We start from the raw sequence: 20,504 nt of genomic DNA, 5'->3' as shown, positions 1-20,504 counted from the left end.
CACCTCTACAATATTTTCTTAGTCGATTACATTGTACTAAAGTGAGCTATATTTGGCTCTTTTTTTATTACACAATTATATGGACATATTCTCATCACCAACCAAACCACTCCTTTAATAAAAATATAGCTAGCTTACTCTAGTTTATAAATTGTAATATGTAACTTTAATGTAAAAATATTACCTTTTACTCATTTAGTTAAAGTTTTACAATATTGTTAAGGTAATTATATACAATTAAAGCTCAAATTATTATGCAATATCTGATAATTTTCCAAGTAATTATTTTCTATCAAGGAAAATAAATCCAAATATAATAACCATAATGAGAAAATATCTTTTACTAGACATAGTACTACTGGTGCTAATATTGGAGAAGATATATGCGTAAACGGGTATTCAATGTAGCCTATATTAATAGAGATAGTTATACTTTTTTTAAGAAGAACATCAGAAATTAGAAATTGCCTTATTACAATTGTTATTTATGACGGCACTATCTAGATTAAAAAATGTGTATGAACTGCTAATTGGTTTAATCACCTGCAATTAGATTTATATTATAGAAAGTAATCCATTAAAGGTGTTTTAATATATAATTTCTAATAAGAAAGGGAGTTTTACATGGGAAGTTTTATTTTTACAGTTTTATGGTTTTTTATTTCAATTGCTTTTCTAACAATGTTTATCATCACCATTGTTAGAATTGTTAAAAAAGGAAATATTAAAGTTCCTATAATTAGTTCAATAGTTTTATTTCTAGTAGGTTTCGCTTGTTTTGTTGGTATTTTTGTTGCATTACCAGTAAGTGATGATTACACAGTCAGCAAAAATGATACTGAAACAATAGACAAAGCTAAAAATACTACTAATAAGAATTCTGAATCTAAACCTACGAAACAGTCTACTGAAGAAAAATCTACTGTAGAACCTTCAACTGAAGAAGTTAAAACGGAAGAAAAAACTACTGTAGAATCTTCAACTAAAGAAAGTTTAACAGAAGAAAAAGAAGATAATAAACCTAATAGAGAGCAAAAAGCAGCTTTGAGTAGTGCTAAATCATATTCTGAATATCTAAATATGTCAAAAGAAGGTATCTTTGAACAATTAACTTCAAAAGCTGGTGATAAATACCCAGAAGATATTGCTAGATATGCAGTGGAAAATTTAAAAGCTGATTATAAAAAAAATGCTTTAGAGTCTGCCAAAAGCTACATCAACATAATGGATATGTCTAATGAAGAATTATGCGATCAATTAACATCAAGTGCTGGTGATAAATTCACACCAGAAGAAGCTCAATACGCTATCGATAACTTGGATAAATAAGTAAGTACCTCACCTAACACGTGAGGTTTTTTAGTAAGGAGTGTAAATATGAAAGTTTCTAAACATGGGAAAAAATCAATATAATTTCAGCTTTTGAGGGAAAAAGATACAGAAAACTTTGTTTTGAATCACCCAAAGATGCTAAACATCATGGGAAAAGCATTTACTAGAATTGATACAAGGTTTTAAATCAGTAATATTATGTTAAAAGTCTTACTCGATCAAATTATCAGAACCTTATTAATCTATTCACAAATTCGCATACTAAAGAAACTATAAGAAAACTTAATGAATATATTAAATCTAGTTTTGATGATGCTGTATTTGATGGACTTATGAAAAAGAATGTTTTTCACAAAATAACATTCAATGTTAGAAACACTCAGAAAAATGAAAATGTATTATATATTTAGATATGGATTGTATTATGGAGATAGCTTGAAAATAAAAAAGACCAAACGTCAGTAACAGTTTACTTCTATTACACTCTGTAGATATGCACTTTTTCTATGTATATGATAACGTAAAAAATCACCGCCCTTATCACTGGGTAGTTTACATAGTATCAAAACAAGAAGAAATTCGTTTACACTCGTTTCAAAAACACAAAAATTAAGGGGATAAAAAATGAATATCGAACAAAAGCTTTTCGAAGACGCTAAAGCACTAATAAAAAAAAGATATCCAAAAGGATGGGGAGGTGCAGCAGCAATGTATTCAAAAAATGGTAAAATATACACTTCAGTTGCCCCAGAAATCATAAACGCCTCTAGTGCATTATGTATTGAAACAGTTTCAATCATAGAAGCACATAAATACCAAGACATCATAACTCACTCAATTTGCGTTGTTAGAGATGACGAAAAGAGTGAATTTAAAATACTTACGCCATGCGGGACATGTCAAGAAAGATTATTATATTGGGGTAATCAAATAAAAGTCGGTGTAACTAACGAAAATCAAGAAGTTAAATATAAAAAACTAGAAGAATTACAACCTAACCATTGGACAAAAGCCTATGATGATATAGATTTTGTCGAGTAATAAATCATAATTACTTTATTCCAATTGCTTTATTGACGATGAGTATTCTAATTATTTTAGTGTAGTTACGGAGCAATTACCTTAGTAAACAGTAATTCACTATAAACAAAAAATTCCGTTACAACTTCGTTTTTAGTAACGAGATGTAACGGAATTTACTTATTAGCGTCCTGAGAGGGATTCCTCAAATGCCATAACACCAGTGTTTTCAACTACTTGTTGGCGTGTCGTTGGCGTAAATTAAAATATAGTATAAAATATCAACAATCTATATAAAAATGACTAAGCTTTAATACTAAATAATCCACTTTACAAAATAGAACACTTGTTCGTATAATGTAACTATATATTATACGAAGGGTGTTTTTGATTATGAGTAATTACATGAACCTTATGGTAAGTAAATTTGAGTCTCTTGTTTACACACTTGAGCATATAGATCCAACTGATGACGCTGCAATATTTATTAATGATACCTTTATATACAAAGAAAAACAAAATGTCGCTAAACATTTAGAAAAAATCAATAACAATAATTCGAATATCATACTATTTAAAGAGTATCTTAAAATATTGTCGAAAACCTATGAAGATGTTAATATCTCACCAAATAAAAGAATTATGATGATACTTGATTTAAATTTTGGTATATACAACCTAAAGAAGCTTAATGTGGTGATTATATGAAAGTCATTAACCATGATATGCCAGAACCATATAAATACGAAACAGATTATAGAAAGATACCAAGAGAATATCTTAATCCACGTATACCACACGGACGTGGAATGATAAAATGGGCACCATTTGCGACTATGCCACAACAATATGAAGAAATTAATCAACACATACGTGATCAAGATAAAATTGAGAAACCAGAATTAAGCGAATCAGCCCTAGCCGATTTAAACCATGTATTGTTAGAAAAGATGTTTTATAATCCAGTTTCTACTATAAAATACTGGCATAATGGATATATTAAAGAATTGAAGTGTGAGATACACAAGTTTGATAAACAGTTGAACATGCTGCAAGTAATTAATGAAGAGAACAAACAAGTTATGTATTTAGATATGGATTGTATTATGGAGATAGAGTAATATATAAAGTAAAAAGGTGATTTAATGTTTAGAATAATTTTTCACTTAGATTTTAATGATTTAATTCCGAGTGAACCATTGAATTTTTTTACTAGTTTTATTATTCCTTTATTAACTGCTGCTATTGCTGCATTTGCTATATTTGTTAATAATGTTGTTAGTTTACTTAACAACAGAAAACAAATTAAAGCAAACGTAATTACAAAATCCAGAATTGATTGGATACAAGACGTTAGACAATGTTTATACGATTTAAATATTAGATCGAATACATTAAGACTCAAATCAACTGGTTTGCTTATCATGCTTCCCTCTACAAATTATACTCAAGATGAAAAGGATTACTTAGAAGCTTATACGTATTTACAAGCTTCTATTCAAAGACTAAAAACCTACTTTCCTATCAAACCAAAAGACAAAGAGATTTATTCTAAATTATATTCAAAATATATAAATAATAAAATTAGTAATCAAAAACTTGAGTTCGGATTAGTGATAAATGATAAAAACGAATATTATTCACATATTAATATACGCATTATGTTAGAAATGTACGATAGAGAAGTTAATAATAAAGTTAATAATATAATCAACAATTCGAAAAATCTTGTAAAAATAAATCTTAATACAACTATTATATATAATTATGGTAAAAATATTAACCATCATCAAACTGAGTATTTAGGTTTTCAAAAAATATCAGATTGGATAACAGATTATCTAAAAGTCGAATGGGAGGATGCTAAAAAATTCAAAAAATAACCCACCAATTAAGGTGGGTTTTATTCGTAGAAACCTAATTCTATTAATGTATTTTCTACAGCTTGTATATCTATATCTTTAGCTCTTGCAATGTAAGTAGCTTTGCTAAAATAGTTTAAATCTCTAACTAACAAAGGCGTTTCTATATTTATATACGACGGTCTTGATAATCCATATGCCCTCCAATTTAATAGAGGTGGTCTATATTTTCTTTGATGTTCTTCTCCTTGATTAGAAGTGATTCTAAAGAAATATACTTCTTCTTCATCCCTTTCTAAAATAAAGATAGGTCTTTCTTTATTTTCACCTTTATTGTAAGGTTCATCGAAGAAAACTATACACCAGTGCATATCTCCTCGTTCGTATATATTATCCAAAATACCAATCTATATCCGCTTGATTACGTTTGTCTAATTTGATTCGTCCATTGACTTCATTGACTCGTACTGCGTTTTCTTTCAACTTTTTTATGTTTAATTTACGTGTGTTTTTCTTTGTGTACATACTTTCATTTCGACTCTTTGTCATATACATTTCACCATCTCCTCCAAATAGTAAAACGGTATAGATTTTCCTTTGCTTCTATTAACATTATACCTTTTTTAATCTAATGTAAACAAAAATTGTTTGTAAAATATGAAATTATTTAACTTTATAGCATCTACATTTACTTATTAGACATAAAAAATAACCCTAACCTATTTGAATAAGCTAGGGTGAATTTACGGAAGTATACATAAACGGAAGAAAAATGTTTATATATTTATATATATCATCTGAATTTATAACTTGCAAATAAAAAAACACCCTACCTAGTTTCCGCTAAGTAGAGTTTTGTGTAGTTGTTATAATACAAGACTTATAGAATATCACACATTTAGTTAGTCTATTTCCATTTAATCTTGCCCCAATATTTCTCTTTCTTAATCTTTTCTTCTTTATCTGTTATTTCACAAACTGCACAATAAAAGTATCCAGCAGCTGGATTAGTAGGATATTTGAAACGTACCCACCAGTATCCATCTTTCTTAGTTACAGAAATAAAATCTACCCAATCATCTTTTGTATATAACCATGACCCCTTATCTACAACTTTACCTTTTAATCCGGGATTTTTTCTAACTTTGATACCAGTTTTAGATGCGTTAGGATAGAATCGACCCGGCCATTTCCAAGTAATCTTTTTCTTCTTACCTGCTGATGAACCTCCGATTGGTTTACCATGAATACCTTCTGCAAGTTTTTTAGTAAAGGCTTGCAGATTATTTTTAATATAATCCATATCTTTCTTACTCGTAATAAAGCCCATTTCTATTAAGCGATAGTTAATATTCTCACTATAAGCTACGTTAGCATTGAGTAAATCATTTCGTGTTGTAATACCTCTGATTGTCCCTATTGTGTCCTCTAACGCTTTCTGTAGGCCTTTATCAATACTATCAGCTGCATAAGCATTTTTAATCACATGGCCACCACTAGCACTAGAACTTGCACTGTCTAAGTGAAATTCAATGACGCCATCTGGTTTTAATTTGTTCTTAACCCAATATAGACCATATTTCTTTTTATCTCCTCGATTATAACCATAAGCAGTATCTTGATACATATCTTGTTTCTTATCATATAACGTAACTGTGTGACCTGCTTGTCTTAGATACTTCGCTACATTATCAATGATATTCTTTCTGATGAAATCACGTTCATTCGTACCATTACCTGTAGCACCAGGGTCATTATAACCATGACCTGCAACAAGTACAAATTTCTTCTTAGTCTTTGGTTTAGTATTCGGTTTAACAACACTTGTAACTTTATCTTTAACTGTAGATTTAGCTTTGTAATGTGGTCTAATGAAATACATAGGGAAATCATACGTATGACTAATATATTGTGCCACTTCTGTTTTATTTCTTCCACCACCCCACCAGTTCTGATCTAGTGAAACAAAAGTATTAATATTTGCAGATTGAACAATAGCTACATGGCCTGCACCTTCTCCCCAATTGCCATTCCAAACAACAATATCGCCTTTTTGTGGTAAAAATGAAGGTGTATTCTCATACACTGTTGCTAATCCATTAAAGTTATTTTTGAATGGTATATCTTTAGCATATAATCCGTATAACTGACCACCCGTTAAATAGTTCCAATAAAAGTTAACCAAATCAAAACATTGCCAACCATAAGCATTATCAAAGTCCCACCCTTTGCCTTTTAATTTGTTCATATAAGCATGGGCTTGTGCTTTTGTTTTTGTAACTGCCATTTAATTCACCTCATTAAAAAAGACAACCGATAAAAGGTTACCTAAATTTTTATTTATTTTTTAATCCGTCAACTGGTTCTTCTGTCACGGGTGCGTAGCCTGATGCTTTAGCCATTCTCTTTTCAGCTTTATATTTATCTTTCTTCTCATCTGCCCATTTAGCCTCTTTAGTCACAGGGTTGTTTTTCCACCATGCCCAAATACTTGCTACACCCATAAATGCCATTGATATAAATTGGTAAAGTGCATCTTCGTCTACTGGTATAGGGTTAAAGCCACTTAAAGCTAATCCCTGGTTAATTAAAGCTAACATTAATACAATAATTCTTGTGAGTGTTCCTGCGTCTACATTTTTCATTTATATTTCCTCCTTCTCGTATTCATGAATAGAACCTTTTGAGTTAATTTCTTTCTTATACTTCTCTGTTTTGTCTTGTTCATGTTTGTTGCTTATCTTGAAAACTTCTTGGAAACTCTTAAACCCAACTAATGCAAAAATGGCTAAGCCTATATTTGGATATGTGAATAAATACGTTACTGAAATTAGTGTGAAGAAAATACCACTTATACCATTCACAAACATTATGAAACCGTGGTATTTAAAGAACATTGACAGTATATATAGTCCTGTAATAATTAAAGCGAAGATACACCAACCAATTTGGCTCGGTATCACTTTTAATAAAGACTTATATAATTCAGATTGTTCTCTATAAAACAGTTCTTCAGCGAAAAATAATGTTAGTGCGAAGTAAGGTGCATAAAGAATATTAATCTGTTCTATAGTCGCTAGTTTTCTCATTTTTAATCACCTACCATATGCCTAACTGTTTGAGTACGAAACCCACTATAATGGTTATAGCAGTCCCTATACTCCCAGAAAGGATTGTATTTTTTACCGTTTTACGGGTGTCTTTTTGAGCATCTAACAAACCATTTAATTTATCGTCAATCGTTTCAACATCATCGATTAAGTCATGGACTAGCCATTTTAATCCCTTTTCATCTTCTGAAATGACAGTATCCAATTTCAATAACTCTTTTCTCGCATCACTTAAATTCTTTTTTAAATCTTTAATGACAAGCCGTAATTTAGTTGGGTCTTTCAAATCTTCGTTGCTCATGTCATCAATCAATCTGACACCCACTCTCTATAAGTTATTTATATATATAAAGACGCCTACATAAGTAAGCGCCTTGTGATTTATTCTGCTTCGATTGTTGCTTGATATGAATGTGCGTGAACGTTTATATTTGTTGGTTCGTCCACTGCTTGTGGGAACGGGTTCCCTGTGATTTCTGTATATTGTTCTTTGGTTAAACATTCAAGTTCGACAAATGTATAAATATCTAGATCAGTATAAGCATTGTTGTCATATAGATATTTAATAGTAGAAAAAGGTGGGAATATATCGTTACTCGTTACCATCTTTATCACTCTCTTTCTTTTTGTTTTGTTTAGCTAGTGCCATATAACTATCAGCAATTTGTTGATTTTGTGCTTTGGTTAACTTCTCTTGGTCTTTAATCAGACTAGATTGTTTAGCAATAGTCATATTAGCTTGTGCAATCATAATAAGAGTTTGGTCTGGCGTAGTTGGTGGCTCTACAGGTTCCTCTGGTTCAGGGATATAGCCATCTCCACCACTCCATGTTTCTGTATCTGGGTCAAACTGTATTGGCTCATACAAACCATCAATAGGTGGTATTAATGTACTGTTTTCTGGTATATCGTATGAAGATTGTACCAAAATCGGCGTGCCATCATATAGCCATATTTGCAACATAATTAACTACCCCCCCTATTCGTCGATTATCCAACTTGTTTCAACTCGAATATAATCTGAAGTTTTCCAATTATCTAAGTCGTTAGAATTCAAAAATAGTTTTATACTTCCATCTATATCCACACGAACTGTAGCAGGGTTTTTAGTCACAGGTGTTCTGACTAGAAACTCTTGATATTTGTTTGTAATATCTTGTGGTACTCTCCCAATCACCGTTTGTGTAGTAACATTATTGACATGAATTCTCAAGTGTGCGATTTTTACACCATTCACAGTTCTTATTCTATATTCATTACCAATCTCAAATGGATTGTCACTATTTCTTTTAGTAGCACCATTTGTTGTATTCCACTCTATCCAACCTGTGTCATTAAATAAAGCGTTAAATTCTTCTTCGTTCTGTACCTTTTTCCACCCTCTGAAATCTCCATCAGTGTGTATAGTAGCTCTATATTCAACGTTGTTATAATTGGATATTATATATATTTGTTTTCGACCTTCCATGCTTTCAGTAACATCAATTTCCGCAATATATCTACTACCATTAGGGTCTAGTGGCGCATTATAAAGGAAAGCATCTTGAGGAATAACACACTCATATAACCCAGCTGGTAAGTCAAGGATGTTATCATATTCAGAAGCTTCATCATCTAGCGCTCCTAATGCTATACGCCTATTAAAACCTCTTTCTGTAGCTATTTCTTGCCAATCTGACCAAGTACTGTTTTTTGTTCGTATGAATATTCTGCTACTGTTGTATGGTTGAAATATTATTTTTTTATTTGCCTTTGTTCTATCTAATAGAGTTACAAAACCATTAGGTGTTAAATTACTAGGTCCATTCACACTGTTTGTTACATAAAATGATTTAGAACCAATTAAGTCAGCATCAATATTAAAGTCGAAGTTTTTCAATATGTCGATTGTTCCATTTTCATCAGTGACTCTATATTTCTGCCAATTGTCACTAGCGAAAATATTCATTTCCTCTATTTCTTGCTTAATACTATTTCCTTTATCATCAATTTCACTAACAGCACCGTCTTTTGCATCTGCTAAAGCTTGACCATAAGCTATTGCGTTATTTTCTAATTGGCTAATGACTTCTCTATTTCTATCATTCAACGCTTTCATACCACTAGCTTTAGTACCTTCCATTTGTGATACATAATCTTTACCATTAGCTAATGATTCGTTAATCTCGTTAATAGTGGTCATTATGTTTTCTCTGAATTCTTGGAACGTTCTAATCTCGTTAATCTTATCAACTGCTGGTATTGTGTTGATTAAACTATCAGCAATCTTAAAACTAAACTCCACTTCTGTAACAATATCCTCTTTGCCATGTACTGCGATATACAATTGACCATTTACTTTACCAGTTAAGCCCAAGAACTCATTTGGTATTGTATACTTCAAACGCCCGTTCATAGGGTCAGTTGGTTCAACGTCATCTACAATGTAATTCTTGCCATTTTTTAATATTAAGAACACATCAGCGTTTTCTGAACTCACTAATAAAGGACTACCGTTTCTAGTTATATTGAAAACTAAGTCGGCAGTCCCTATATCAGTATTATAAAATTGTATATTAGTATCTAATCTATTTTGTATATGTGCTGTTGTTTCGAGTTTTATTCGACCTTCTTTATTATACATTTAATCCCTCCTTATACTTCATACCATTGTGACCATTTACCTTCTGTAAAACTTCTGCGTTTCATTTTATAACTATCGTTCCTAATAAATGGTGTTGCTACTTGAAACGCCATAACATCATTATCTTTTAATGACACGTTAATATTATATTGTGTAACCATTGCACTACTTGTACCAGGATAAGGCGCACCTTTAGCGTCTTTTAAAGCAAAATAAGTGCCTCCTAGCTCAATAGAGTTTAAATCTGTAACTTGAGGTGGTGAACTATAATTAGTAGCTAACGCTTTTCCCATAAATTGCATATAGTCTTTGGTAACTCTAAACCAAGTGCTTGCAGAATTATAATCATAAAATTTAAAATCATTAGGTGTCATATAGAATTTTTTCTTAGCACTATCTTTATCGTCATAAACTATGAAACCTGAATAATTATTGTATCCAGTCACCCCAAATTCTTGCGAACGTGCTTTGTTAAAGTAATATAGTTCCCCATAAACTTTTTGTAACATATCCCTAACTTCTCCTATATCTGAATAAGCATTTTGGATATCTTTATCCCTTTGTTGCACAATTTCCTTGTTTATATATAAAAAATCAGCAACCTTTCTCTCAGATGTTTTGTTAATGTCTTGGGATTTGTTCACTTTATGTGAGCGTAAAACACAAGATGTAGAACCGCCTCCATCTAAATTGAAAGCAAATTCTACATCGTAATGATCTAATATTGTATTAACAACTTCCTTTAATGTCATACCTTTTTCTGTTGACCACTTATGGTTAGTTTCACGTCCATCACAAGTGAGAAACACAATATCTTTATTTGGTAATTGTGCTATGATTTGTCGTGGGTGACTTTCTGCATCATTAGAACTATATCCAACATCATCGAGTACATTTTTACCAGCAATTATCAATGGTCCAAAACCACTAATTGTATTGTTATACCCTTTACTTCTTATTTCTTCAGCTTTGATACCAGGATGGAACGCTTCTAATTTATTATCGTCACTAATGGCTAATGTCCATCTTTTATCTATTTCGCTATATTCGTCTCCTTTTACACTTTTTAATATTTGTCCGTTTAGTATTTGTTCACCGTGTAATCTTGTAGGGTTTGTGCTAAATGTGGAAGCATTACTCACAAAAGTTGCATTTGTCTTTTTAGCGAATTCAGATGGCGTTATTGCTTCTGGATTATTCGGGTTGTTTCCATACACACCTTTTTTTATTTTAATTAAATTCCCGTTTTCATCTTTATGAGGGATGTAAGTCAAATAGTAAGTTGTTTCATATTTTCTTCCTTTTTGCATATAGACATCATTATAAAAAGCTGTTTGTTCAATCTTTTGTTCGTGTTGATCTGCAAGAACTTTCGCTTTATTTGCAACGTTATTAATTTTTTCGAAATCTACATTCAACCTATCTTGAGCTAAATCATGGAGATTACCGTCAATATCTACTCTCATATCTTTTACTTCTGCTAAACCGTCACCATTTGAACCTTTAACGATATTTTTAACTTGATTCTGTAATCCTTTTAATTCTTTTTCTACAGTAGAGTTACCATGTTTTATTTCATTTGATTGTTTCTTTTGCTTATAATCTTGCGCCAATTTAAAAAGAGTTTCTCTATCTTTTTGTGACATTCTAGCGTTGTGTATCACGTTACCTCTAAACTGGTCATTTACTTTTCTAGGGAAATTATCTTTATATCGTTCCATTTAAACCCTCCTTTATTCTGTCCATTCAAATTGTGCATATATCCAGTTGTTGTTATTACTACCAGATTGGTTAGAACTATCTATATAAACGTTAACTGCACCACTTGACCTAATTTCAACCATAATAGGTTGTCTACCACTACCAGAACGTGAGTAAAATGTTTGAGTGTATTTCATAAATCCACTTGGTAATTGTGCAACTTGTTGACCGTTAGCAAAATTACGGATATTAACACGTATCATTTTTTTAGTGACATATTTTTGGCCAGTCTTTTCGTTTCCGTACACATAAAATATTCTACGAATACCACACTTAAAACCATCATTTTCATAAAGTGCATTCTTGCCATCTGTCCCGACTTGATAATCCATCCATCCTGTATCTTGTATATGGTTTTCTTGGAATGATGACAGACTATTAGCAATATCTATCTGTTCTAAGTAATACTCTTCAAAACCATCTAAACCATCAACATGCGCTCGTGTATAAAATTGTTCGCCATTATCCGATGCCATTTTGATTTCTATATTTTTACTCATCTACTGTTACCACTCCTGTCGATACCCAACTGACGCCACTTGATACGTTAACCGTTGTACTCGTACCATACTTTAAAGCATTCTTAACATTTTTAATGTTACGATTAATCAGTTGTTGTATTTGAATAATGTCTTTAGGTGTATTGCTGAAATCTATCTCAACTGGTTCATTCATAAGTGGATGACTTTCTGTTAACTTCACAACTTTTAAATCAGTATCAAAACCTAACGCTTGATGTTTTAAATAAACAATAGAATTTTCTTTTATCATGTCATTTTCTATATATTGTTTATCTTCTTCGCTCCCTAAATAGTTTGTTGATACTTCGATAACTGGTTCATCAACCAATTGCTCACGTAGTAACTTTTCTAAGTCTTCCACACTCTCAACGTTGTCATCATATACAGTAGGTGCTTTCATGTGGCCGAATTTTTCATAATTATTAGACTTAACCGATTTATAATACTTGTACATTTCCTTACCTTTCAACACAGCTGTCACATTAAGTATGTTTGATTTTTCAGTACCGACATATCCCGTTGGTTTGTTATCTTTATAATTCACAGTTGAATCTTTACCTTTGAATACACCTCTGAATGTGTGTTTGCCTTTGGATAAGTTTTTAGCAATGACTAATGGTTCAGTGACCGTTCTTCTACTCCAAGCACTCATCGTTTCATAGAACTCACCATCCAAATAAAAGTCCCATACGCCACCTTTTTCACCTTTTTTAAAGTTGAACATTAAAGTTTCATTGCCCCAACGACAGTCAACTTGTACCTCAAATGACGCTCCAACTGTTTCTGTTCGCCATGTACCTGTTTTAATAAAGTTACCTTTAAACGTAAGTGCTGGTGTCTTGATAGGGTTGTAGTTCTTCGTTTCTTTAGCAGTTTTCTTCTTACCATAACCCTCAATAAAAGTTTTCATTTCTGTTGTACTTACAGACGCTTGTACATCATCTGTATTGTATTTATATCGAATAACTTCATTAGAGTGTTCGTAAAATGTTACATCGTCATATATATAAATGGTTTTGTTATCTGCAAAGTAGATATAACCAAATAAATCTGCACCTTCGACCAAATATTCTAAACCGTTTTTATCGCCTAGTTCATCAATCACAACACGTTTATTAAAGTTGCCTTTAATTACATATTTAAAGCCTAATGGATTACCTCTGAAACCAAAGTCCAAATACTGCTCTAGTGTGTAACTAGGTTTTATTTCTTCTGTGTCATCGCTGTTCATTTCTTCGTTTTCTAAATCTTTATCTATATAATGGTTTTGAAACTCCATAAAAATATGCTTGCCAACTACTTCATTGACAAGCGTAAGATTATCCGACTTAACGGACGTTGATTTAATTATATAGTCTTGACCTTTCCACTGTAGAATGGCCTCATTCTGTAGCATGTTGAACACATCAGCGTTCACATTCGTTTTGTAAGCAGTGAATGATATTTGACGCTCGTTATTCTTCTCATACTCATATTTAAATGAACTGTAATCAAAGTCGATTAGTATTTCAGCCATTGTACGCTTACGGTCTAATACGATTAAATTTTCCAAATATCATCACCTACCTATACACAAAATTGAATGTGAATTTGATTTCTTTAACTTCTACACCATCGCCTAATACTTCAAAATCGTTATACCCTTCGGCAAGCGTTATATATTCATGGTTGGTGTCTATACCACAATGTTGTTTATTCTTGAATGGATACACACCATTTAATACCAATGTGTCAGTATCACGTATCTTTTTCTTGTATGTGAATTTATCGCCTGTTGTCTTGTTGTGTAGCGTAAAGCCATTAGGTGCGTTTATGTTCATTGTTATAATTAGTTGGTGTCTATGAATAGGTGTGACCGTATCAGTTGAACCATTATAGATTTGGAAATTCCTTTTTGTGTGTACATACTTAATATTTGGATCAGTTACTAAACCATTACCAAATTGCCAGTAGTCACTGTTTAATGAGAAGTTATCCGTTGTCATAAGAGATTCGGAATAGCCTGTTTTTACTGAAAAATTCGCTTCTAATTCTATTGATGAGAAATCTTTGATTTCAGGACTTATTTCTGGATTTTCCACCAAATATTTTACTCCTGGCATTTGAGAATGAAATAAATAATAATTTTCTCTTCTATTAAAGATATGTCTTAATTTTTGTTCAGCAATATCGATACTTGCTTCGTCTTGACCATCTACTCCAAACCTCACTAATAAATTAAAAGGTGCAAATGAGATTGCACCAGTCAATTCCCCATCCACACCATTTATCGTTTTATTATTTGTTACAGTAACTGGATAAGAAGGTTTAGCATCTAAAAATATTAACCCTGAAACTTCTTCTTGAACATCAATAACTTTATTTGATGTCATTAATTTAATCCATCTATCATCCATTAATGCTACCTCCTTTATTCCAAATACTATTCATATAATCATCACCCATTAAGTTTGATATTATCTTAACAGCGTCTTTAGGATTATTATTTGTTTTTCCATCTGAACTTACTGTTTTTATTAACATTTCAGTCAGTTTATTATTATGGTTGTTCAATACTACAATCTGCTTCAACAACTTCTCCATCACGCTCGTATCATTATTAACTGTTACATTAGATTTTCCTGTATCCATACCAAGATAATCCATAATTTGTTCAGTTAATTGTATTGCTCTTGTACGTTTAGTTAATGGTACAATTGCTTCTGCTTTGTTACCTTCACTAATTTGCGCAATCTTATGAGTGGATGATATACCACCATTTGCGTAAGCTGCTGATGCTGCTCTCGGGAAACCTCCCCAGCCATAAGTTCTTACAATGTATTGTAATGATGATATTGCTTCATGTAATGTATTACCAAACTTAGTATATCCAGATTTAGCGTTCGCTCTGAATGTCGGTTCAATCATTTGGAACATACCTTTTGAAGGTGTACCTCTTTGAGCGTTACTATCCCAATTATTCACTGCTTTCGAATCAAAGTTAGATTCACGCTTAGCAAGTTTCATCATATGTTCTGTGATAGCAGGTGATTTATAGCGTCCACCTAATATATTTTGTGCTTGTTTAATAATTTTTCTAGCATAAGCTGCACCTTTTCCACCTGCACCACCTGCTGCCATTGCCTCTTTTACCCAATCTAATGGGTTAATAGAGTCTGGATGGTTATTCCTGAAACCTTTGCCTTTGTTAACTTGCCAGTGTAAGTGAGCGCCAAATGAATTACCTGTATTACCGACTAAACCAATAGTATCTCCTTGATTGATACGTTGCCCTTTTTTAGCGATTTGTTTACTTTGGTGCATAAATATATGTGTATATTTAGATCCATCATAGACTTGAGTTTCATTACCTCCTCCATACGGAGAAAACCATCTTTGGATAACTTCACCATCTAATGGAGAAGGAATCTTCGTTCCAGCAGGTACAGCGTAGTCAATACCAGCATGTCCTCCAGACTTCCAACCACGACCAGGCGTTATAGGCCAATCTGCGAATGGGTTATATCCACCACCAGATGAGCCAAACTCATCAAACATAGAAGTAACTTTATCAGCCATACTTGATTTTAATTTCTTATAAGCGCCTCTTACTAACTCACCAGTATGTGCTGGAATGTTTTTAAAGTTAACACCAAAGTCGTTCATTACTCTTTTGATTAATTCTTTAGGTTTATCGACAAAATCCCAAACATCTTTAACTGATTTAGAAACAAAAGCGGAAGCTTTCCCCACTTGTTTTCCTGCTTCTCCTTTGGCTTTATCAGTAAGTGTGCCAATACCATCTAATGCTTCTGCACCATGTCCTACTGTTTTACCAGTTAACTTCCCAAATGCACCAACTAACTGTTCGTCTAAACGTTTCTTTCTAGGTGTACCAGTACTAAACTTAGGCAATAACCCTAATTTTGCTAATTGTTGCGTTACACTACCACTATGAACTTTTGAACCTGGCTCTAACATTACAGGTACATCTTTACCTTTAGGCATATACATAGAACCATCTTTACGTTCAATGATTTCTTGTGTAAAACCACCTGTTCCGTTACCTGGTCCTTTATCATTCACAATTGCCATAGTCGCTTGTTTTAAAGCACCATCTGAATCAGTTGAAACATCACTACCAACTGTACCAGTAGATAATCTTCTTCCTAACGTACCAGCACTGCCAATAGTATCGATAGTTTTAATAAGGTTGTCCCCAGTTATCGCAGCAGATATTTTATTAACACCAGCAATCATTTTATTTAGACCTTCAATAGCGTTATTAGCTACTTTGATACCTAAATCAGATGCTGCACGTCCCATATCTGAACCTATATCTCGAATATATTTAAGTGTTCTGCCAAGCCATGTTTTGAATCCGTTATAAGTAGACTTTGCTTTATTCCAACCATGTTCAGCAACATTGGTAAAGTTACTTTTAGCACTTCCCCAAATTTCACCGAATCTTGATTTTGCTGTTCCAGCTGCGCTACCAAACCATTTTCCAGCACTTTTACTAACAGATTTAGTAGAACTTTCAGCCTTATCTCTAGTTCTGTTAAATCTATCTTTTGCAGAGTTCCACACCGTAGTGAATTTACTTGTTGCTGTTCCTGCGGTCTTGCCTAACCACTTACCAGCACTACTAGATACATTTGTAAATTTGGATAATGCAGTTCCAGCAGTTTTTCCTAGCCATTTTGCTGCACTACTACTAATACTTGTAAACTTACCAGCAGCAGTGCCTGCAGCTCTTCCTAACCAATCTCCTGCTCCTTTAGAAATTGATTTGAATTTGCTTACAGCAGTACCTGTGGCTTTACCTAGCCACTTCGTCGCACCTTTAGAAGTTCTTAAAAAGCTACCTATAGCTGAACCTGCCATTTTACCAGCGTGTTTACTAACTTTATTTTTAGTTTTCTCCCAAGATGATAGTACATGACCGTTTTGAGAATCTATATTCTCTTTAACGCCTTTATTTTGTTTCTGTGCTTCGCTAACAACTTTTTTATGTTGTAATTTCGCTTTATCTTTCGATTCCTTATATTTATCGTTAGCATCTTTTATTATTTTATCTGCTTCATCTTTAGATAAAGTTTTAGCTTCATCACGTTGTTCAATAGCCCATTTTATAACATCATCACGTTTTTTCTTAGCGTCTCCAATTGACTTATCTCTAGATTTAGCACTTTCTTTAATAACGTTAGATGCTGCTTCCATAGATAAAGCTGATTGATTATTTTTCATTCTTTCGAGAATAACCTTTTGTTCTTTCTCTCCATTACTTAGTGATTCGGTTACTTTTATATCTAATTGAGATTGTAAACTAGCAATTTTTTCATTTTCTTTTTCAGTTAAAGCACGTTTTTCATCTTTAGCAGTTTTATAAATTTCTTGAATCTGATCATTTACTTTTTGAGTTTCATCAAGTTCTTTTTGATGAGCATCTTTGGTTTTTTGTAGAATTTCTTGTTCTCTTTTTCCACTTAGAGCGTCAGATTCTTTAAAGAGTTTAGTTAACTTACCAATTTCTTTATCGTGTCTTTGCTCTAACTGATTTTCTACTTCTTTATTAATATTAGAATATAAATCAGATACAGTTTTATACTGTTCTTTACCAATAACATCATGGCTTATTCGTATTTCTTCTAACTTCACTTTCGCTTTTTCCGACAAATCGGTATATTTACTAAGCGCTTTTTTGGTTCCTTTAGAAACACCTTCGCCATATATATCAACAGTATCAGTTGATTTACTAACAGCATCATCTAGCTTTCCAAAATACAATTTCGCTAGTTGCATATAAGGATTTAACTCTAAAAGTTTAGTTCCAAAATCTTTAGTTGCACTACCAGCCTTTTTAAACCATTTAGCAGAATCACTTATCCAAGACCAGTCTATCGAACTACCAACTTCTTTAAGAAAAGTACCTAAGCTTTGAACTCCACTTCTAAACCAATCAATGTTTTTATATGCATACGTTAATGTACCAGCAACTGCAGTAATAGCTAGTCCGAATACACCTAAACCTTTTGAACCTACTCTTAAAACTGTACTTAGTTTTCCAGTACTTTTACCTGATAAACCAATTAAACTTGTAAATCTTGATAAACCTTTATTGTTCTTGGCAGTAGTTTTAACCATTGATGTTCCAGCAGCAGAATGTGCTGCAGCATTTATACCAGCTTCAACACTATTCTTGGCCATTACTCTGTTTAATCCGGCATAACCTTTCATAGCAGAACCTATACCACGGATTAATAGACCTGTACCAAGTAGTAAAGGTCCAATTGCAGCAGTTATAACACCAAAACCAACTGCAGCTAATTTAGCGCCTTTAGGTAATCCATTTAAGTAATCAACAGTGTTTTTCAGTCCACTAACCATGCCTTTTAAAGCAGGTTGAACACTCTCGAAGATAGATAATCCTAATTCTTCTGCAGCTGAACGTAGTTCTCTTAATGAACCACCAAGTCCACTTTCCATTGTCTTGGACATTGCAGTTGCAGAACCTTCACTTTTATCTATTGCTTTAGATAATTTAGTATAATCAGATTCAGAAGCGTTAATTACTGCTAAAGCACCAGACATAGCCTCTTTACCGAATATAGTTGCTGCTGCGCTAGCTTGTTGGTCTTTCGATAAACCACTGAACTTTTCTCTTAGTTGATCTAGTACATCACGCATCGGCAACATTTCACCGTTACTATCTGTAATCGTGATACCTAGTTCTTCCATTTGGTTCTTCATTGCTTTTGTCGGTTTAGCTAAGTTTGTAAACATTGTACGTAAAGCCGTACCAGCTTTTTGACCTTTAACACCTGCATTACTCATAAGACCAATAGCTATAGAAGTATCTTCTATTGTATAGCCTAAAGCACCTGCAACTGGTGCAGCATATTTAAACGCTTCGCCCATGCCTAATACGTTTGTATTGGCGTTAGCACTAGCAGCTGCTAGAACGTCTGCAAATCTACCACTATCTTTCGCTTTAAGACCAAATGCCGTTAGACCATCAGTTACAATATCTGATACTTGCGCTAAGTCCTCACCAGATGCTGCTGCTAGGTTCATAATACCTGGTAAACCTTTTACCATGTCATTTGTTTTCCAACCAGCAAGTGCCATATAGTTTAAGGCTTCTGCACTGTCTGTAGCACTAAATTTTGTAGTAGCACCCATTTCACGTGCTTTTGCTTTTAGTTGGTCTAACTGTTTACCACTAGCACCAGAAGTCGCTTGTACCTTACGCATAGAATCATCAAATTCAACACCTAATTTACTTGCATATCCTAACGCTCCAACTATTGGCGTTGTTACATACATAGACATGTTACGTCCTACACTCTGTAAGCCCATTCCAAAACGTGAATAAGAATCACTTAACTTATCAAACTTATCAGCTGTTTTAGTGAAATGACTATTTGCTAATGCTTGTTCTTTGTTGAACAATTTCATTTCATTAGAAGTTTTTTCAATAGCTTTTTCTAGATTATTTAAAGATGCTTTTTCATTATTAATTTTCTTAGTTGCTTCAGCTTGATTTTTAGTATAATCTTGAATTTCTTTATTTAACTTCTTATGTTGATTTTGTGTATTCTTTAGTTCTGCACTAGACTGTTTATAAGATTGTTTAACTTTATCATTTTCACCTTTAAGTCGCTTATGTGTATCTGATAATTGTTTAACCGTAGCACGTTCTTTTTTGTACTGTTCAACCAAATTTTGATGTACTTGTCTTTGTTGTTTTGTTGCGTTACTTGCTTTCTTAATTTGGTCAGTTGTCGCTTTGCCAGAATTACGTAATTGCATTTCTGCTTGTCTTAATTGATCTAACTTTTGTTTAGCTTTAGTTTTTTCATCGTTCACAACTTTTTGTTGCATTCTAGCCTTTTTAAGACCATCATTTGATTTTTTTATTTCATCATTTGATTTTTTTAGTGCTTGGTCGTTCTTTTTATGTTCATCAGTCAGTTTGGATAGTTGGGTTTCTACTTTTTTAATTTCTGTCCCAGCATTTTTATAGCTAGTATTCAAATCTTCTAGTTCTTGTTTAGCTTGGTTATACATTTTCTTTTGTACAGTTAACTTAGTATTCAAACCATCTAAACGTGTTTGGTATTTCTGCATAGAACGGTCAGATTTATCAAAAGCTGATAGGTTAGCTTTCATCTCACTATTTACAACGCCTAACTCTCTTTTAAGACCTTTTAGCCCTTCACTAACACCTATAGAGTCTAACTTCATCTCCAGAGTTAAGCCTTCCATTCTTTCATTAGCCATTAAGTTTATT

The 20,504-nt window shown here is 32.7% G+C and carries 19 protein-coding genes; 5 read left to right on the top strand and 14 right to left on the bottom strand.

Annotation, left to right across the window (positions count from 1 at the left end; all coding sequences use genetic code 11):
- Positions 1 to 624: 624 nt before the first annotated feature.
- The 5 genes from LQ688_RS12065 (at position 625) to LQ688_RS12045 (ending at position 4,235) form a co-directional block, all read left to right on the top strand.
- The gene (locus tag LQ688_RS12065) at positions 625 to 1,329 is read left to right on the top strand and encodes an Ltp family lipoprotein (protein WP_239752816.1); all 705 of its coding nucleotides are present in this window, start codon (positions 625 to 627) and stop codon (positions 1,327 to 1,329) included.
- 627 nt (positions 1,330 to 1,956) lie between these two features.
- Complete coding sequence (locus LQ688_RS12060) at positions 1,957 to 2,373, top strand: cytidine deaminase (protein WP_239752815.1); 417 nt, start codon at positions 1,957 to 1,959, stop codon at positions 2,371 to 2,373.
- A gap of 372 nt (positions 2,374 to 2,745) precedes the next feature.
- The gene (locus LQ688_RS12055) at positions 2,746 to 3,060 is read left to right on the top strand and encodes a hypothetical protein (RefSeq protein WP_239752814.1); all 315 of its coding nucleotides are present in this window, start codon (positions 2,746 to 2,748) and stop codon (positions 3,058 to 3,060) included.
- A complete protein-coding gene (locus LQ688_RS12050) occupies positions 3,057 to 3,473 on the top strand; it encodes a YolD-like family protein (RefSeq protein ID WP_239752813.1) in 417 nt (138 codons plus the stop codon). Before LQ688_RS12055 ends, LQ688_RS12050 begins: the two co-directional genes overlap by 4 nt.
- A 78-nt stretch (positions 3,474 to 3,551) precedes the next feature.
- On the top strand, positions 3,552 to 4,235 hold the full coding sequence (locus tag LQ688_RS12045; RefSeq protein ID WP_239752812.1) for a hypothetical protein: 684 nt from the start codon (positions 3,552 to 3,554) through the stop codon (positions 4,233 to 4,235).
- Between the two features lie 20 nt (positions 4,236 to 4,255).
- Here LQ688_RS12045 and LQ688_RS12040 read toward each other — a convergent pair whose 3' ends face one another.
- The 14 genes from LQ688_RS12040 to LQ688_RS11975 all read right to left on the bottom strand — a co-directional run bounded on the left by LQ688_RS12040 (position 4,256) and on the right by LQ688_RS11975 (position 20,494).
- Positions 4,256 to 4,585 carry a hypothetical protein gene (locus LQ688_RS12040; RefSeq protein ID WP_239752811.1) on the bottom strand — a complete coding sequence of 110 codons (330 nt, stop codon included), beginning with the start codon at positions 4,583 to 4,585 and terminating at the stop codon, positions 4,256 to 4,258.
- Positions 4,586 to 4,604: 19 nt separating this feature from the next.
- On the bottom strand, positions 4,605 to 4,769 hold the full coding sequence (locus LQ688_RS12035; protein WP_204169226.1) for a hypothetical protein: 165 nt from the start codon (positions 4,767 to 4,769) through the stop codon (positions 4,605 to 4,607).
- Positions 4,770 to 5,121: 352 nt separating this feature from the next.
- Positions 5,122 to 6,501, bottom strand: coding sequence for an N-acetylmuramoyl-L-alanine amidase (locus LQ688_RS12030; RefSeq protein ID WP_239752810.1), 1,380 nt, complete (start codon positions 6,499 to 6,501; stop codon positions 5,122 to 5,124).
- Between the two features lie 49 nt (positions 6,502 to 6,550).
- Entirely contained in the window at positions 6,551 to 6,859 is a 309-nt protein-coding gene (locus LQ688_RS12025; protein ID WP_239752809.1) for a phage holin, read from the bottom strand.
- Positions 6,860 to 7,303, bottom strand: coding sequence for a hypothetical protein (locus LQ688_RS12020; RefSeq protein WP_239752808.1), 444 nt, complete (start codon positions 7,301 to 7,303; stop codon positions 6,860 to 6,862).
- A 10-nt stretch (positions 7,304 to 7,313) separates the two neighbouring features.
- Positions 7,314 to 7,637 carry a hypothetical protein gene (locus tag LQ688_RS12015; RefSeq protein ID WP_016998727.1) on the bottom strand — a complete coding sequence of 108 codons (324 nt, stop codon included), beginning with the start codon at positions 7,635 to 7,637 and terminating at the stop codon, positions 7,314 to 7,316.
- A gap of 68 nt (positions 7,638 to 7,705) precedes the next feature.
- Entirely contained in the window at positions 7,706 to 7,930 is a 225-nt protein-coding gene (locus LQ688_RS12010) for an XkdX family protein (protein WP_239752807.1), read from the bottom strand.
- Positions 7,917 to 8,288, bottom strand: coding sequence for a hypothetical protein (locus LQ688_RS12005; RefSeq protein ID WP_239752806.1), 372 nt, complete (start codon positions 8,286 to 8,288; stop codon positions 7,917 to 7,919). The genes LQ688_RS12010 and LQ688_RS12005 overlap by 14 nt, the downstream gene beginning before the upstream one ends.
- Before the next feature lie 15 nt (positions 8,289 to 8,303).
- Positions 8,304 to 9,947: a BppU family phage baseplate upper protein gene (locus LQ688_RS12000; RefSeq protein WP_239752805.1), complete on the bottom strand. Its 1,644-nt coding sequence runs from the start codon at positions 9,945 to 9,947 to the stop codon at positions 8,304 to 8,306.
- 11 nt (positions 9,948 to 9,958) lie between these two features.
- Entirely contained in the window at positions 9,959 to 11,668 is a 1,710-nt protein-coding gene (locus LQ688_RS11995; protein ID WP_239752804.1) for a phosphodiester glycosidase family protein, read from the bottom strand.
- A gap of 12 nt (positions 11,669 to 11,680) precedes the next feature.
- Positions 11,681 to 12,208: a hypothetical protein gene (locus LQ688_RS11990; protein WP_239752803.1), complete on the bottom strand. Its 528-nt coding sequence runs from the start codon at positions 12,206 to 12,208 to the stop codon at positions 11,681 to 11,683.
- Complete coding sequence (locus LQ688_RS11985) at positions 12,201 to 13,781, bottom strand: prophage endopeptidase tail family protein (protein ID WP_239752801.1); 1,581 nt, start codon at positions 13,779 to 13,781, stop codon at positions 12,201 to 12,203. The genes LQ688_RS11990 and LQ688_RS11985 overlap by 8 nt, the downstream gene beginning before the upstream one ends.
- Before the next feature lie 10 nt (positions 13,782 to 13,791).
- Positions 13,792 to 14,625, bottom strand: coding sequence for a phage tail domain-containing protein (locus LQ688_RS11980; RefSeq protein WP_239752799.1), 834 nt, complete (start codon positions 14,623 to 14,625; stop codon positions 13,792 to 13,794).
- Positions 14,618 to 20,494 carry a phage tail tape measure protein gene (locus LQ688_RS11975; protein ID WP_239752798.1) on the bottom strand — a complete coding sequence of 1,959 codons (5,877 nt, stop codon included), beginning with the start codon at positions 20,492 to 20,494 and terminating at the stop codon, positions 14,618 to 14,620. The genes LQ688_RS11980 and LQ688_RS11975 overlap by 8 nt, the downstream gene beginning before the upstream one ends.
- Positions 20,495 to 20,504: the final 10 nt, after the last annotated feature.

The sequence above is a fragment of the Mammaliicoccus sp. J-M40 genome (assembly GCF_022386395.1).
Classification (GTDB): domain Bacteria; phylum Bacillota; class Bacilli; order Staphylococcales; family Staphylococcaceae; genus Mammaliicoccus; species Mammaliicoccus lentus.
This window is presented reverse-complemented; position numbering and strand designations above follow the sequence as displayed.